The organism is Pseudomonas peradeniyensis, assembly GCF_014268935.2.
GTDB lineage: Bacteria > Pseudomonadota > Gammaproteobacteria > Pseudomonadales > Pseudomonadaceae > Aquipseudomonas > Aquipseudomonas peradeniyensis.
Genome location: NZ_JABWRJ020000001.1, coordinates 1,256,883 through 1,271,387, shown reverse-complemented (window position 1 = coordinate 1,271,387; position 14,505 = coordinate 1,256,883). Strand labels below are relative to the sequence as shown.

Annotated in this window: 13 protein-coding genes; 10 read left to right on the top strand and 3 right to left on the bottom strand. The window is 66.6% G+C overall.

Annotated features, from left to right (window positions below):
• Positions 1–4: 4 nt before the first annotated feature.
• Positions 5–430 (bottom strand): hypothetical protein, encoded by a 426-nt coding sequence (locus tag HU751_RS05485; RefSeq protein WP_225933228.1) that lies wholly within the window; start codon positions 428–430, stop codon positions 5–7.
• Between the two features lie 182 nt (positions 431–612).
• Between HU751_RS05485 and pvdM the strand changes: the two genes are divergently transcribed.
• The 7 genes from pvdM (at position 613) to HU751_RS05450 (ending at position 10,786) form a co-directional block, all read left to right on the top strand.
• Complete coding sequence (pvdM, locus tag HU751_RS05480; protein WP_186714606.1) at positions 613–1,986, top strand: pyoverdine-tailoring dipeptidase-like protein PvdM; 1,374 nt, start codon at positions 613–615, stop codon at positions 1,984–1,986.
• Positions 1,979–3,259, top strand: a complete 1,281-nt coding sequence (gene pvdN, locus HU751_RS05475; RefSeq protein ID WP_186734664.1) for a pyoverdine-tailoring periplasmic protein PvdN — start codon at positions 1,979–1,981, stop codon at positions 3,257–3,259. The genes pvdM and pvdN overlap by 8 nt, the downstream gene beginning before the upstream one ends.
• A gap of 589 nt (positions 3,260–3,848) precedes the next feature.
• The gene (locus tag HU751_RS05470) at positions 3,849–4,658 is read left to right on the top strand and encodes a gamma-glutamyl-gamma-aminobutyrate hydrolase family protein (protein ID WP_186714604.1); all 810 of its coding nucleotides are present in this window, start codon (positions 3,849–3,851) and stop codon (positions 4,656–4,658) included.
• Positions 4,659–5,104: 446 nt separating this feature from the next.
• Positions 5,105–6,016: a 5-dehydro-4-deoxyglucarate dehydratase gene (gene kdgD, locus HU751_RS05465; protein WP_186734665.1), complete on the top strand. Its 912-nt coding sequence runs from the start codon at positions 5,105–5,107 to the stop codon at positions 6,014–6,016.
• A 102-nt stretch (positions 6,017–6,118) separates the two neighbouring features.
• Positions 6,119–7,474 carry an MFS transporter gene (locus HU751_RS05460; RefSeq protein ID WP_186734666.1) on the top strand — a complete coding sequence of 452 codons (1,356 nt, stop codon included), beginning with the start codon at positions 6,119–6,121 and terminating at the stop codon, positions 7,472–7,474.
• Positions 7,475–7,552: 78 nt separating this feature from the next.
• Positions 7,553–9,106, top strand: coding sequence for a galactarate dehydratase (gene garD, locus HU751_RS05455; RefSeq protein ID WP_186734667.1), 1,554 nt, complete (start codon positions 7,553–7,555; stop codon positions 9,104–9,106).
• 99 nt (positions 9,107–9,205) lie between these two features.
• Positions 9,206–10,786: an aldehyde dehydrogenase (NADP(+)) gene (locus HU751_RS05450; RefSeq protein WP_186734668.1), complete on the top strand. Its 1,581-nt coding sequence runs from the start codon at positions 9,206–9,208 to the stop codon at positions 10,784–10,786.
• 71 nt (positions 10,787–10,857) lie between these two features.
• Here the strand turns inward: HU751_RS05450 and HU751_RS05445 are convergent, their stop codons facing one another.
• Positions 10,858–11,607, bottom strand: a complete 750-nt coding sequence (locus HU751_RS05445) for a FadR/GntR family transcriptional regulator (protein WP_186734669.1) — start codon at positions 11,605–11,607, stop codon at positions 10,858–10,860.
• A 79-nt stretch (positions 11,608–11,686) separates the two neighbouring features.
• The gene (locus tag HU751_RS05440; RefSeq protein WP_186734670.1) at positions 11,687–12,454 is read right to left on the bottom strand and encodes an AraC family transcriptional regulator; all 768 of its coding nucleotides are present in this window, start codon (positions 12,452–12,454) and stop codon (positions 11,687–11,689) included.
• A gap of 108 nt (positions 12,455–12,562) precedes the next feature.
• Here HU751_RS05440 and HU751_RS05435 point away from each other — a divergent pair, with 108 nt between their 5' ends.
• The 3 genes from HU751_RS05435 (at position 12,563) to HU751_RS05425 (ending at position 14,496) form a co-directional block, all read left to right on the top strand.
• A complete protein-coding gene (locus HU751_RS05435; protein ID WP_186734671.1) occupies positions 12,563–13,378 on the top strand; it encodes a sulfite exporter TauE/SafE family protein in 816 nt (271 codons plus the stop codon).
• 63 nt (positions 13,379–13,441) lie between these two features.
• The gene (locus HU751_RS05430; RefSeq protein ID WP_186734672.1) at positions 13,442–14,092 is read left to right on the top strand and encodes a DUF998 domain-containing protein; all 651 of its coding nucleotides are present in this window, start codon (positions 13,442–13,444) and stop codon (positions 14,090–14,092) included.
• Between the two features lie 74 nt (positions 14,093–14,166).
• On the top strand, positions 14,167–14,496 hold the full coding sequence (locus HU751_RS05425; RefSeq protein ID WP_186734673.1) for a hypothetical protein: 330 nt from the start codon (positions 14,167–14,169) through the stop codon (positions 14,494–14,496).
• Positions 14,497–14,505: the final 9 nt, after the last annotated feature.

The following is a 14,505-nucleotide window of genomic DNA, read 5'->3' as shown; positions in this document are numbered from 1 at the left end:
GGTCTCAGGCCTGGGTGGCGATCATGCCACCGGCGCTGCTGCCACCGGTCTTGGTCAACGCTTCGAGCAACTGCTGCGTGGCCGCCTGGATCTGCCCGCTCAGGGTGGCGATGCTCGCCTGTTTGGCGGTGATCAGGGCCAGCTTCGAGGTTTCGTCCATCTCTTGCGCGGCAATCCTCGCCAGTTGCTTCTGCTCCTCGGCAAGCTGCTTCTGCAATTGCTTGATCATGTCACGCAGCTGGTTGATGTGTCCCGGCTCACCACTACCCTCGCCGCCCTCGGCCTGCTTGGCCTCCTCGGCCTTGCCCGGGGTGGTCTCACCCGACAGGTCCACCGCGACACTCGTCAACGGTTTTTCTTTCTTTTCTGCGGGCTGGGCGTTAGCCACACTGGTGATCACGCCCATCGTCGCACTATTGATACCTACCATTCCCTAATCCTCCGTGGTGGGTCCTTTCAATACCAGCGCTATCGGCTGCGCCACGGCAGACTTGATGGCCATGTGCCGATAAATTTGCCGCCTCGTCATTCGTCCACCACATACCCGAGCCATGCCCTGGCGCCCCTGGCGACCCGACAGGCCGACCCGACCAGCCCCGCAACGAGATGGCAATGACCAAGACCCGTTCCCGCAAAGCCTTGTACATCGGCCTGCCCCTGGCCCTGGTGGCCGCCCTGGGTGGCGCCGCCGGCTATTACTTCTGGAAGCAGGACAGCGGCTATCCCCGCGCCATCGTGCAGCAGGCCAATGAACTGCACGAACACATGCTCTCCTTCGACAGCCATGTCACCGTGCCGCTGGGCTACGGCAGCGACGGCTATGAAGCCGACAAGGACGGCCGTGGGCAGTTCGACCTGGCCAAGGCGGCCAAGGGCCGGTTGTCGGGCGCGGCGCTCACCGTCTTCGGCTGGCCCGAGCTGTGGAACGGCCCGAACGCCCCGCACCGCCCGACCCCGGGCTTCGTCGACGAAGCCCGCAACCAGCAGGAAGTGCGCTACAAGATCATCAGCGGGATCGTGCGCGACTTCCCCAACCAGGTCGGCATCGCCTACACCCCCGAGGACTTCCGCCGCCTGAACGGCGAAGGCAAGTTCGCCATCTTCATCAGCATGCTCAACGCCTACCCGCTGGGCAACGACCTGTCGCAGCTCGACCTGTGGAGCAAGCGCGGCATGCGCATGTTCGGCTTCAGCTACACCGGCAACAACGCCTGGGCCGACTCCTCGCGTCCGCTGCCGTTCTTCAACGACACCCCCGACGCCTTCGGCGGCCTGTCTCCCCTGGGCGAGCAGGCGGTCAAGCGGCTCAACGACCTGGGCGTGATCATCGACGTCTCGCAGATGTCCACCCTGGCCCTGGAAGACGTGGCCCGCCTGAGCCGTGCCCCGTTCGTCGCCTCGCACTCGGCGCCGCGGGCGCTGGTGGACATCCCGCGCAACCTCTCCGACAAGGAGATGCAGCTGATCAAGGACAGCGGCGGCGTGCTGCAAGTCGTGGCCTTCACCACCTACCTCAAGCCGCTGAGCAAACCGACCCTGGAAAAACTCGAGGCCCTGCGCGCACGCTTCGACCTGCAACCGCTGCAAGGCCTGACCAACGCGCTGATGCCGGGTGACCCGATCATCGCCATCTGGCCCGAGGCGCGCTTCGGCGAGTACGCCAGCAGCCTCTATGCCATCGTCGACGAAGAACCCCGCGCCGGCCTCAAGGAATACGTCGATGCCATCGACTACGCCGTGAAGAAGATGGGCATCGACCATGTCGGCATCAGCTCCGATTTCAACGATGGCGGCGGCGTCACCGGCTTCATGAACGTCGGCGAGATCCGCAACGTCACCGCCGAGCTGCTGACCCGCGGTTACTCCGAGACCGATATCGCCAAGCTCTGGGCGGGCAACTTCCTGCGCGTCTGGGGGCAGGTGCAGAAAGCCGCCAATCCGGTCGCCCAGCACGACAGCAGCACCCGGGAAGTTCGCCATGACTGACCGCCGTGCCTTCCTCAAGCAGGCCGCCGCCCTGGCGGCCAGCCTGCCCTTGCTGCCCAGTGCCCTCGCCGCCAATCCGGTATCGCCGCCTCTACAAGGGTCGGACAAATGGCGCCAATTGCGCGAGTTGTTCCCCCTGGCCCCCGATGTCGCGCACTTCGCCAACTTCCTGATCACCGCCCATCCCCGTCCGGTGCAAGAGGCGATCGACCGCCACCGCGCCACCCTCGACCGCAACCCGGCCCTGTGCATGGACTGGGAAAGCCAGTACGAATGGCAACGCGAGGACGAGGTCCGCGAATGGGCGGGCCGCTACCTCGATGTGCGCCCGCGCCAGGTCGCCCTGACCGGCAGCACCACCGAGGGCCTCGGCATGATCTACGGCGGCCTGCACGTGGCGCCGCACCAGGAAATCCTCACCACCGAGCACGAGCACTACTCGACCCACAATTGCCTGGCATTCCGCCAGCGCCAGCACGGCACCCAAGTGCGCAAGCTGCGCCTGTTCGACAAGCCCGGCGAGGTCTCCACCGATCGGGTCCTGAGCCTGATCGACCGCAGCATCCGCCCCGAGACCCGGGTGCTGGGCATGACCTGGGTGCACTCGGGCAGCGGCGTCAAGCTGCCGGTGGGCGCCATCGGCGAGCTGGTGCGCCAGCACAACCGCAACCGCGACGAGGCCGAGCGCATCCTCTACGTGGTCGATGGCGTGCACGGCTTCGGCGTGGAAAACGTGCGCTTCGCCGACTTCAACTGCGACTGGTTCATCGCCGGTACCCACAAATGGATGTTCGGCCCCCGGGGCACGGGAATCATCTGCGCGGCGTCGGAGCAGATGCAGCACCTGACGCCGACCTTCGCCACCTTCTCGCGCAACGAGGACTTCGGCACCATCATGACCCCGGGCGGTTACCACGCCTTCGAGCACCGCTGGGCGCTGGGCGAGGCCTTCAAGCTGCACCTGGCCCTGGGCAAGGCCGACGTCCAGGCGCGCATCCACCAGCTCAACGACTACCTCAAGGCGCGCCTGGCCGAGCACCGCGCCATCGAACTGGTGACCCCGGCCAGTCGCGAGTTCTCCGCCGGCTTCACCTTCTTGCGTATCAAGGACCGCGACCCCGACGCCGTGGCGGCCTACCTGAACGCCAACAAGGTCATGGTCGATGCCGTGGACCGCGACGTCGGGCCGGTGATCCGCTTTGCGCCCAGCCTGCTCAACGACGAGCAGCAGATCGATCGGGCCATGGCGCTACTGCGCAAGCAGATCGGTTGAGACGCCTCCTGCTGTAAATGGGGCCGCTCTGCGGCCCTTTCGCCGACAAATCCAACTCCCCTTGCATCATGCCTGCAGACAGACGCGGCCCGGACTAGGCTTTGTACGAAAAGTGCCTGCGCGACGATCATGCTGCATTGAAAACAGGCTCGGAATGCTCATTTACAACCCGTAAAGTCGAGCGCGACTCCGACCGTTCCTCGCCTGTTTTCGCCTTGCCTGATCGCCGCTCGGCTACTTTTCGTACAAACCCTAAGCCGTGAGCCTGCTTGTCAGCGAAAGACCAACGTGCACGAGCGATCATTGCACCGATGCAATGAGCCAACTGCATCGTTAAATATTATTGACCTCAGCCCCCGCCAAACCCTTGCCAGCCAAGGCCTCGAACATCGCAAGCCCCCGGAAACCGGCGCCTGGACGCCCCGCCACTCGTTTGACATATCGAACGGCTCTGGCAAGCTATGAGTCAGGCCCCGACCGACATCGCCTGCAAGGCGAGCCGGCAGTGCTCGGGGCTCCAGGCAGCACTCAAGGCCCCGGCCGTGCGCCTGCACAACAACGACAGGCATGACCTGTCTCAAGGTGACATATGTCCAACAGCAACATTGGCAACAAGCAACCCTCCCTGCGCAAACCCGTCGTCCTGATGACCATGGGCAGCCAAGAGCGCAAAGGCCATGACTATCAGGTCATGACCCACAAATACATCACCCCGCTGGTCGATTTCGCCGGTTGCGTCCCGGTCCTGGTGCCCACCTGCTGTGGCGTCGAAGACCTCGAGACCTACCTGGACATGGCCGACGGCGTCTACCTGACCGGTGCCGGCAGCAACATCGACCCGACCCTCTACGGCCAGGAAAACCAGACCCCCGGCAAGGGCCAGGACAAAGACCGCGACCTGTTCGACATGCCGCTGGTCAAGGCGGCGATCAAGCGCGGCCTGCCGATCTTCGGCATCTGCCGCGGCATGCAGGAAATCAACGTGGCCCTGGGCGGTGACATCTACCAGAAGGTCTACGCCGAGCCCGGTTTCAACGACCACCGGGAAAACCCGGAAGATCCGGTCGAAGTCCAGTACGCCCCGGTGCACAGCGTGAAGATCAAGCCAGGCAGCTGGCTGCGCGATACCCTGGGCACCGACGAGATCCGCGTCAACTCGCTGCACGGCCAGGGCCTGCGCAACCTGGGTGCCGGCATCGAGCCGATCGCCCATGCCGAAGACGGCCTGGTCGAGGCGATCCACGCCCCGAGCCTCTCGCCCTTCCTGTTCGCGGTGCAGTGGCACCCGGAGTGGCAGGCGGCGAAGAACCCCGACTCGATCAAGATGTTCCAGGCCTTCGGCGACGCCTGCCGCGCCCAGGTCCGCAAGTCCCAGGTCAAGCACCACCAGGCTGCCTGATCCACTGAAGCTTCGTTAGCTTTGATCGCGGGGCGGTGCAATACCGCCCCCGTTTCCCCGGTCACCCTCTGCTGGTCCCAGAACACTTCCCGTGGAAGCGGGCGGCGGGCTTGTGCCTGTCTCCGCGATCTTTTTTTCTCCCCCCGAAAGTCATACGACAACACTCCTCTACCGAATTGTCGGGTTTACGCTTCCCCCTGTAGGAGCGGCCTTGTGCCGCGAAAGGGTCGCGCAGCAGCCCCAGGCTTCCAGCGTTGAATCACGAACGCCGGGGCCGCTTTGCGGCCCTTTCGCGGCACAAGGCCGCTCCTACAGGGGTTGGCGCTGTCATGGTGGGAAGGATTCAAAATTTCTACCGCAAGGGACTAGTCACGATCTTAGTTGTACGATAACTTACCTCTCACCTTGGTTTCCCCTCCTCCAAGCGCCACAGGATGCCTACAACAATGACCCCACAAGAACTGCAATCCATCCTCTCCCACGGCCTGCTGTCGTTCCCCGTCACCGACTTCGACGCCCACGGCGACTTCAACCCGGCCGGCTACGTCAAGCGCCTGGAATGGCTCGCCCCCTACGGCGCCAGCGCCCTGTTCGCCGCCGGCGGCACCGGCGAGTTCTTCTCCCTGGCCGCCAGCGAGTACAGCCAGGTGATCAAGACCGCCGTCGACACCTGCGCCACGTCGGTGCCGATCCTCGCCGGCGTCGGCGGCTCGACCCGCCAGGCCATCGAATACGCCAAGGAGGCTGAACGCCTCGGCGCCAAGGGCCTGCTGCTGCTGCCCCACTACCTCACCGAAGCCAGCCAGGACGGCGTCGCCGCCCATGTCGAGGCGGTGTGCAAGGCGGTGAACATCGGCGTGGTGGTATACAACCGCAACGTCTGCCGGCTGAACGCCGACCTGCTGGAACGCCTGGCCGAGCGCTGCCCGAACCTGATCGGCTACAAGGACGGCCTGGGCGACATCGAGCTGATGGTGTCGATTCGTCGCCGCCTGGGTGATCGCTTCAGCTACCTGGGTGGCCTGCCCACCGCCGAGGTGTATGCTGCGGCGTACAAGGCCCTGGGCGTGCCGGTGTACTCCTCGGCGGTGTTCAACTTCGTGCCGAAGACGGCGATGGACTTCTACCACGCCATCGCCCGCGATGATCACGCCACCGTGGCCAAGCTGATCGACGACTTCTTCCTGCCGTATCTGGACATCCGCAACCGCAAGGCCGGTTACGCCGTGAGCATCGTCAAGGCCGGGGCGAAGCTCGCCGGCTACGACGCCGGCCCCGTGCGCACGCCGCTGACCGACCTGACCGCGCCGGAGTACGAGATGCTCGCCGCGCTGATGGACAAGATGGGCCCGCAATAAGCGAGCGCCTCGCGGCCTGCCGATGCCGCCGCCGGAGCAGGGCCACCCTGCTCCGGCCCACAACCGATCCCCGTATAAAAATAATGAGTGGGAGTAACCAGCATGCAAGCGACGAAAAAGACGCATGTGCGCTACCTGATCCTGTTGATGCTGTTCCTGGTGACCACCATCAACTACGCCGACCGCGCCACCATCGCCATTGCCGGCTCCAGCCTGCAGAAGGACCTGGGCATCGACGCGGTCACCCTCGGCTACATCTTCTCCGCCTTCGGCTGGGCCTACGTGGCCGGGCAGATCCCCGGCGGCTGGCTGCTCGACCGCTTCGGTTCGAAGAACGTCTACGCCTTCAGCATCTTCACCTGGTCGCTGTTCACCCTGCTGCAGGGCTTCGTCGGCGGCCTGCCGGTGGCCTGGGCGGTGGTCACCCTGTTCACCCTGCGCTTTCTGGTCGGCTTCGCCGAAGCGCCGTCGTTTCCCGGCAACGCCCGGATCGTCGCGGCCTGGTTCCCGACGCAAGAACGCGGCACCGCCTCGGCGATCTTCAACTCGGCGCAGTACTTCGCCACCGCGCTGTTCGCGCCGATCATGGGCTGGATCGTCTTCACCTTCGGCTGGGAACATGTGTTCGTGGTGATGGGCGCGCTGGGCATCGTGTTCTCGGCGGTGTGGCTGAAGACCATCTACAACCCGCGCCAGCACCCGCGCATCGGCCAGGCCGAACTCGAGCACATCGAACAGAACGGCGGCCTGGTGGACATGGACCAGAAACGCGGCAACGACGGCCCGAAGTGGGGCTACATCAAGCAGCTGCTGACCAGCCGCATGTTGCTGGGCGTCTACCTGGGCCAGTACTGCATCAACGCCATCACCTACTTCTTCCTCACCTGGTTCCCGGTGTACCTGGTGCAGGAGCGCGGCATGACCATCCTCAAGGCCGGCTTCATCGCCTCGCTGCCGGCGGTGTGCGGCTTCATCGGCGGCGTGCTCGGCGGCGTGCTGTCGGACTGGTTGCTGCGCCGCGGCAACTCGCTGACCTTCTCGCGCAAGCTGCCGATCGTCTGCGGCCTGCTGCTGTCGACCACCATGGTCTTCTGCAACTACGTCGAGGCCGAATGGATGGTGGTCGGCTTCATGACCCTGGCGTTCTTCGGCAAGGGCATCGGCGCGCTGGGCTGGGCGGTGGTGGCAGACACCTCGCCCAAGCAGATCGCCGGGCTGTCGGGCGGGCTGTTCAACACCTTCGGCAACATCGCCTCGATCACCACGCCAATCGTCATCGGCTACATCATCAGCGCCACCGGCTCGTTCAAGTGGGCCCTGGTGTATGTGGGCGCCAACGCCCTGGTGGCAGTGTTCAGCTACCTGGTGATCGTCGGTCCGATCAAGCGTATCGAGCTCAAGGACGACCCGAAGCAAGAGGCGGCACCCACCGCTGAACTCGCCACTTCGCGCCATTGAGTGAAACACGCCGGCGCCCAGCCCGGGCGCCGGCAGCCGTACAAGAAGCCTGAAAGAAACGACAAGAAGGGCCTGACCATGCAGTTGATCGAACATTCCGAGTCGCCCCGCTACGTGCGTCTGCACCCCGACGACAATGTCGTGGTGGTGGTCAACGACGGCGGCCTGGGCGAAGGCGCGCGCTTCGCCGACGGCCTGACCCTGGTCGAGGGCGTGCCGCAGAGCCACAAGGTCGCCACCGTGGATATCCGCCGGGGCGAGGCGGTGCGCCGCTACGGCCAGGTCATCGGCCATGCCCTGGAAGACCTGCGCCAGGGCAGTTGGATCAAGGAAGATCAACTGGCGATGCCGGCCGCCCCCGAGCTCGACAGCCTGCCACGCTGCGACGCCGTGCCCGCCGCCCAGGCGCCCCTCGAAGGCTTCACCTTCGAGGGCTATCGCAACGCCGACGGCACTGTCGGCACCCGCAACATCCTCGGCATCACCACCACCGTGCAGTGCGTGACCGGCGTGCTCGACCACGCGGTCAAGCGCATCCGCAGCGAACTGCTGCCCAAGTACCCCAACGTCGACGACGTGATCGCCCTCACCCACAGCTACGGCTGCGGCGTGGCGATCAACGCCCGCGATGCCTACATCCCGATCCGCACCGTGCGCAACCTGGCGCGCAACCCCAACCTGGGCGGCGAGGCGCTGGTCATCAGCCTGGGCTGCGAAAAACTCCAGGCCGGCCAGGTGATGCACGAGGACGACCCGTCCGTGGACCTTAGCGAGCCCTGGCTATACCGCTTGCAGGACGCCTCGCTGGGCTTTGTCGAGATGATCGAGCAGATCATGACCCTGGCCGAAACCCGCCTGAAGAAGCTCGACCAGCGCCGCCGCGAAACCGTGCCGGCCAGCGAGCTGATCCTGGGCATGCAGTGCGGTGGCAGCGACGCCTTTTCCGGCATCACCGCCAACCCCGCCCTGGGCCATGCCGCCGACCTGCTGGTGCGCGCCGGGGCCACGGTGCTGTTCTCGGAGGTCACCGAGGTGCGCGACGCCATCTACATGCTCACCTCCCGCGCCGAAACGCCGGAAGTCGCCGAGGCGCTGGTGCGCGAGATGGACTGGTACGACCGCTACCTGCAACAGGGCGCGGCGGATCGCAGCGCCAACACCACGCCGGGCAACAAGAAAGGCGGCTTGTCCAACATCGTCGAGAAATCCCTGGGCTCGATCGTCAAGTCTGGCAGCGGCGCCATCCAGGGCGTGCTTGGCCCGGGCGAGCGGGTCACGCGCAAGGGCCTGATCTTCTGCGCCACCCCGGCCAGCGACTTCGTCTGCGGCACCCTGCAGCTGGCTGCCGGGATGAACCTGCATGTATTCACCACAGGCCGCGGCACCCCCTACGGCCTGGCCATGGCGCCGGTGGTCAAGGTGTGCACCCGCAGCGAACTGGCCCAGCGCTGGCCGGACCTGATCGACATCGACGCCGGGCGCATCGCCAGTGGCCGGGCGAGCATCGAGGAGCTGGGCTGGGAGCTGTTCCACTACTACCTCGACGTGGCCAGCGGTCGCAAGCGCACCTGGGCCGAGCAGCATGGCCTGCACAACGACATCACCCTGTTCAATCCCGCACCGATCACCTGAACGACACAGGTGGCGTGGGAGCGGGCTTGCCCCGCGATGATGCAATCGCGGGACAAGCCCGCTCCCACGCCCTGGCTCATCACTCATCCAGGAGTTTCCATGCCCAATATCCTCGGTCTCAACTTCATCGCCGGCCAACGCAGCGCCGTCGGCCCGCAACGCCTGCAGAGCCTGGACGCCACCACCGGCGAGGCATTGCCCTATAACTTCGCCCAGGCCACCGAAGGTGAGGTAGACCGCGCCGCCCGCGCCGCGGCCGGTGCCTTCGGTGAGTTCCGCCAGCTGTCCCCGGCACGCCGCGCCGAATTCCTCGACGCCATCGCCGCCGAACTGGATGAGCTGGACGACAGCTTCGTGGCCATCGTCTGTCGCGAAACCGCCCTGCCCGCCGCGCGTATCCAGGGCGAACGCGGCCGCACCAGCGGGCAGATGCGCCTGTTCGCCCAGGTACTGCGCCGCGGCGACTTCCTCGGGGCGCGCATCGACCTGGCGCAGCCCGAACGCCAGCCACTGCCACGGGTGGACATCCGCCAGATGCGTATCGGCGTCGGCCCGGTAGCGGTATTTGGCGCCAGCAATTTCCCACTGGCCTTCTCCACCGCCGGCGGCGACACCGCCGCAGCCCTGGCCGCCGGCTGCCCGGTGGTGTTCAAGGCCCACAGTGGCCACATGGCCACCGCCGACCTGGTGGCCTGCGCCATCCTGCGCGCCGCCGAACGCACCGGCATGCCCAAGGGTGTGTTCAACATGGTATTCGGTGGCGGTGTCGGTGAATGGCTGGTCAAGCACCCGGCCATCCAGGCGGTCGGTTTCACCGGCTCGCTCAAGGGCGGCGACGCCCTGTGCCGCATGGCTGCCGCGCGGGCGCAACCGATCCCGGTGTTCGCCGAGATGTCCAGCATCAACCCGGTGATCATCCTGCCGGCCGCGCTGGCCAGGCGCGGCGAAACCATCGCCCGTGAGCTGGCCGGCTCCGTGTGCCTGGGCGCCGGGCAGTTCTGCACCAACCCGGGGATGCTGATCGGCCTGCAGTCACCTGGTTTCAGCCAGTTGCTGAATGACCTGGGCCAGCATCTGGACCAACAGGCCGGCCAGACCCTGCTCAACGCCGGCGGCCTGCGCAGCTATGTCGCCGGCCTGGAACACTTGCACGCCCATGCCGGCATCCAGCACCTGGCCGGTCAGGCGCAACAGGGCGACCAGGCCCGTGCCCAGCTGTTCAAGGCCGACGTCCGCCTGCTGCTGGAGTCCGACCCGCTGCTGCAGGAAGAAGTGTTCGGCCCGGCCACGGTGGCCGTCGAAGTCAGCGACCTTGAGCAACTGCGCGCCGCCCTGCTCGGTCTGCGCGGCCAGTTGACCGCCACGCTGATCGGCGAGCCGGAGGACCTCGAAGCCTTTGCCTGGCTGGTGCCGCTGCTGGAGGAAAAGGTCGGGCGGATCCTGGTCAATGGCTATCCGACCGGGGTCGAGGTGTGCGACGCCATGGTCCATGGCGGGCCTTACCCGGCGACCTCGGATGCCCGTGGCACTTCGGTCGGCACCTTGGCCATCGATCGCTTCCTGCGCCCGGTGTGCTACCAGAACTACCCGCAGGCGCTGCTGCCGGAGGCGTTGCGTGATGGCAATCCGCTGGGGCTGCGGCGGTTGGTGAATGGGCAGTGGAGTGAAGGGGTGATCTGAATAGCCCTGGGATGCAAGAGCCCTGCGCATGCAGGGCTTTTTTATAGTGCCCGCGAAGGGACCGGCACGGATCAGATGCCTTGCGCCTCGGCCTCTTCATGGGCCTGGCGCAGGCGCTCGCGGCTGTTGCTCAGGTGCATGCGCATGGCCATCTTCGCGCCTTCGCTGTCGCGCCGGGCGATGGCCTCGTAGATCGCCTCGTGCTCATGCATCAGCCGGCTCATGTAGTGCGCCTGGTCGTCATGGGCCAGGCGCGCCGAATTCAGCCGGGTGCGCGGGATGATGCTGGTGCCCAGGTGATTGATGATGTCGGCGAAATAGTGATTGCCGCTGGCCTGGGCAATGCGCAGGTGGAACTGGAAGTCCGCCGACACCGCATCCGAGGCGTGGGCTGCGCCCTCGTTGAGCTCGTCCAGCGCCGCGCGCATGCCGGCCAGCTCCTCGTCGCCGCGTCGCTGAGCGGCAAGGCCTGCGGCTTCGATCTCCAGGGCGATGCGCAGCTCCAGCACTGCCAGCACTTCGCGCAGGGTGACGATGGTCGCCGGGTCGATCCGAAAGCCGCCGGTGCTCGGCGCGTCCAGCACGAAGGTGCCGATGCCATGACGGGTCTCGACCTGGCCGGCGGCCTGCAGCCGCGAGATGGCCTCGCGCACCACGGTGCGGCTGACCCCCTCCTCGACCATGATCTGCGACTCGGTGGGCAGCTTGTCGCCGCGCTTGAGCTGGCCGCTGCGGATGCGTTCGGTCAGCACCGTGACCAGTTCCTGGGCCAGACTGCGCGGCTTGCGCCGGGTCCGTGCCTGTACCTGCTGCTCTGTCATGCCCTGTATGTCTGGTTGTGAAAGACAGGCGTGATGATAGCGCAAGCAGTTGTACGATCACATACGTCCAACGGGGTTTTCATCTGCCATGGCGTGCCGCCGACGGCGGCTGGCCCATGACTCGCCGGTACAGGCTGGAAAACGCGCTGGGGCTTTCATAGCCCAGGTCCAGGGCAACGGTGGTCACCGGCTCGCCGGTCGCCAGTCGTGTCACCGCGGCCATCAGGCAAGCCTGCTGGCGCCACTGGCCGAACGACAGCCCGGTCTGCTCGCGAAAGCGCCGGCTGAAGGTACGTGGGCTCCAGTTGAGCTGGCCTGCCCATGTTTCGCCACGGGTGTGGATTGATGGCTGCGCCAGGAACGCCTGGCACAGGGCCGCCAGACGCGGCTCGGCCGGCAGCGGCGCGAACAGCGGCAGACGCTCGGCCTGGCCCAGCTCATGCAGCACCAGCCGCAGCAGCAGGCCGTCGCGCCCCGCCTCGTCATGCAAGGCCGGCACCTCGGCGCTGGCCAGCAACAGCTGGTGCAGCAGCGGCCCGACCCGTAGTGCCTCGCACACGCCACCCGGCCTGGGCAGCGCGGTCGGTTCGATGTACAGGCTGCGGGTACTCACGCCACGCATGCGCACCTGATGCGGCTTGCCGGGCGGAATCCATACCCCGCTGCCGGGCGGGATGACCCAGGCACCGTCATCGGTCAGCACCTCCATCAGCCCGCTCATGCCATACAGGAACTGCGCCCGGCGATGGAAATGCCTGGGCAGCAAGGTACCGGGCGGATAGTCGGTGGCGATGGCCAGCACCGCGCGCGGTATGGCATCGACCTGGGACAGGGGAACATTGCGCATGAAAGGAAGCTCTGGCCGAAACACGACGATTATTGGCCAGGTTGCGCAAGCCAGCCAAGTGGCAGCCCCTTACCCTGGCCACCCCAACCCTGGCCCGAGGCCCACCCCATGGTCTATCCCCTGCTTGGCCTGTTCGGCCTGTGCGCCGGTGTCACCACCCTGCTGTTCGGCTTCGGCGGCGGCTTCTTCGCCGTGCCGCTGTTCTATGCCCTGCTGCTGGCCGGCCATGGCGCGGGGACGGCCGTGGCCCAGCACGCCATGCAGATCGCCGTGGCCACCTCGGCCACGGTGATGATCTTCAGCAGCGCCCTGGCCACCTGGCGTCACCATCGCGCGGGCAGCCTGCGCTGGGACCTGGTGCGCCCACTGGCGCCGGCCATCGCCCTGGGCGCGCTGCTCGGGGCCTGGGCGGCGCTGTACCTGACCAGCGCCTGGCTGCGCTGGCTGTTCATCGCCTACCTGGCGCTGAGCCTGCTGGACGCCTGGCTGCGCCCGGGCTTCGTACGCGCTGGCGAACATCGCCTGGCGCCCCTGGGCAGGACCGGCGCCAGCCTGGTCGGCGTGCCCATCGGCGCCCTGGCGGCGCTGCTCGGGGTGGGCGGCAGCGTGATGACCGTGCCGCTGATGCGCCGACGCGGCGCCAGCATGCGCACCGCCACGGCCATGGCCAACCCGCTGTCACTGCCCATGGCCCTGGCGGCCACGCTGGTCTATGCGCTGCTGCCGGCCGGCCAGTTCGACCTTGGCCCGGGCCTGCTGGGTTTCATCGACCTGCGCGCGGCCCTGGTGATGACCGTCGGCGCCTGGCTCGGCATGCACCTGGCCGCGCCCCTGCTCGGGCGCATCCCCGACAGCGTGCATGCCCGGGCCTACCTGGCGTTGCTGGCCTGCGTGCTGCTGGTGATGCTGGTCAACGGCCGCTGAGGCTGGCGAATGGCCACGGCGACGCGGTAGGCTGCGTCCTGCACTCACCAAGGAAGGCACTGCATGAAGACGTTCGATCGCCTGCTACTCGCCAGCGGCCTGCTCATTCCCCTCTGGCTGTTGCTGGGCGTCACCCTGACGGCACTGGCCTACCCCGGCTACGACCACCTGCAACAAGCCATGAGCCAGCTCGGCGCGGTCGGTGCCCCCACCCATGGACTGTCGCCCTGGATCAACAATTTCCCGCTGGCCCTGCTGTTCGCGCTGTTCGCCTGGGGCCTGGCGCGGCGCTGGCGGCGCTCGAAGCTGGCGCAGCTGAGCGCCCTGCTGGTGCTGTTGCATGGCCTGGGCAGCCTGGTGACCGGTGGGTTCGCCTGCGATCAGGGCTGCACGCCGCTGCAGCCATCGCTCTCGCAGCAGATGCATAACCTCGGCGGCCTGCTGATGTTCCTCTCGCTGACCCTCGCCAGCGTGCTGTGGATCGGCCTGGGCACACGCCTGGCCCGATCCCCGTGGCTGGCCTGGGGGTCGCTGCTGAGCGCGCTGCTGGCGGTGGTCACCGTGGTGTTGATGGCCAAGGCCGTGCACAGCGGTGAACTGTTCGGTCTCTACCAGCGCCTGAACTACGGCGTCGGCGTGCTGTGGATCGCGGCCCTGGCCCTGCAGTCGCTGCGCACGCGCCAGCACGGTGGCCTGCAAATGGCCATCGCCTGACGGCAAACTGCTGGCCCCCAGGCGCCGGAAGCAAAGGCAAACTTTGTTTTCCTTCAGATGCTTAGGACAGCAACATGCGAGTGATTCTAGCAACCGTGGCCGGCTGCCTGCTGGCCACCGCCGCCTTCGGCGCCCAGGCCCGGGCACTGAGCCAGAACGATCGCCAGGTGTGCGGCTGGGGCGCGCAGATCGCCGCCGAGGCGCAGCAGGCCAAGCTTTCCGGCGTCACCCTGTACGCCACGCGCAAGAAGCTGCAGGCGCGCAAGTTCGCCAAGCCGTGGATGCGCATGACGGCCTTCGGCATCACCGAGCAGACCTACAACAGCCGGTCTCGGCTGAAGCCGGTGGCGATCAAGCAGACGTATTACGAGCAGTGCGTACAGCATGCGGTAGCAAAAAGATAAATCGTTATA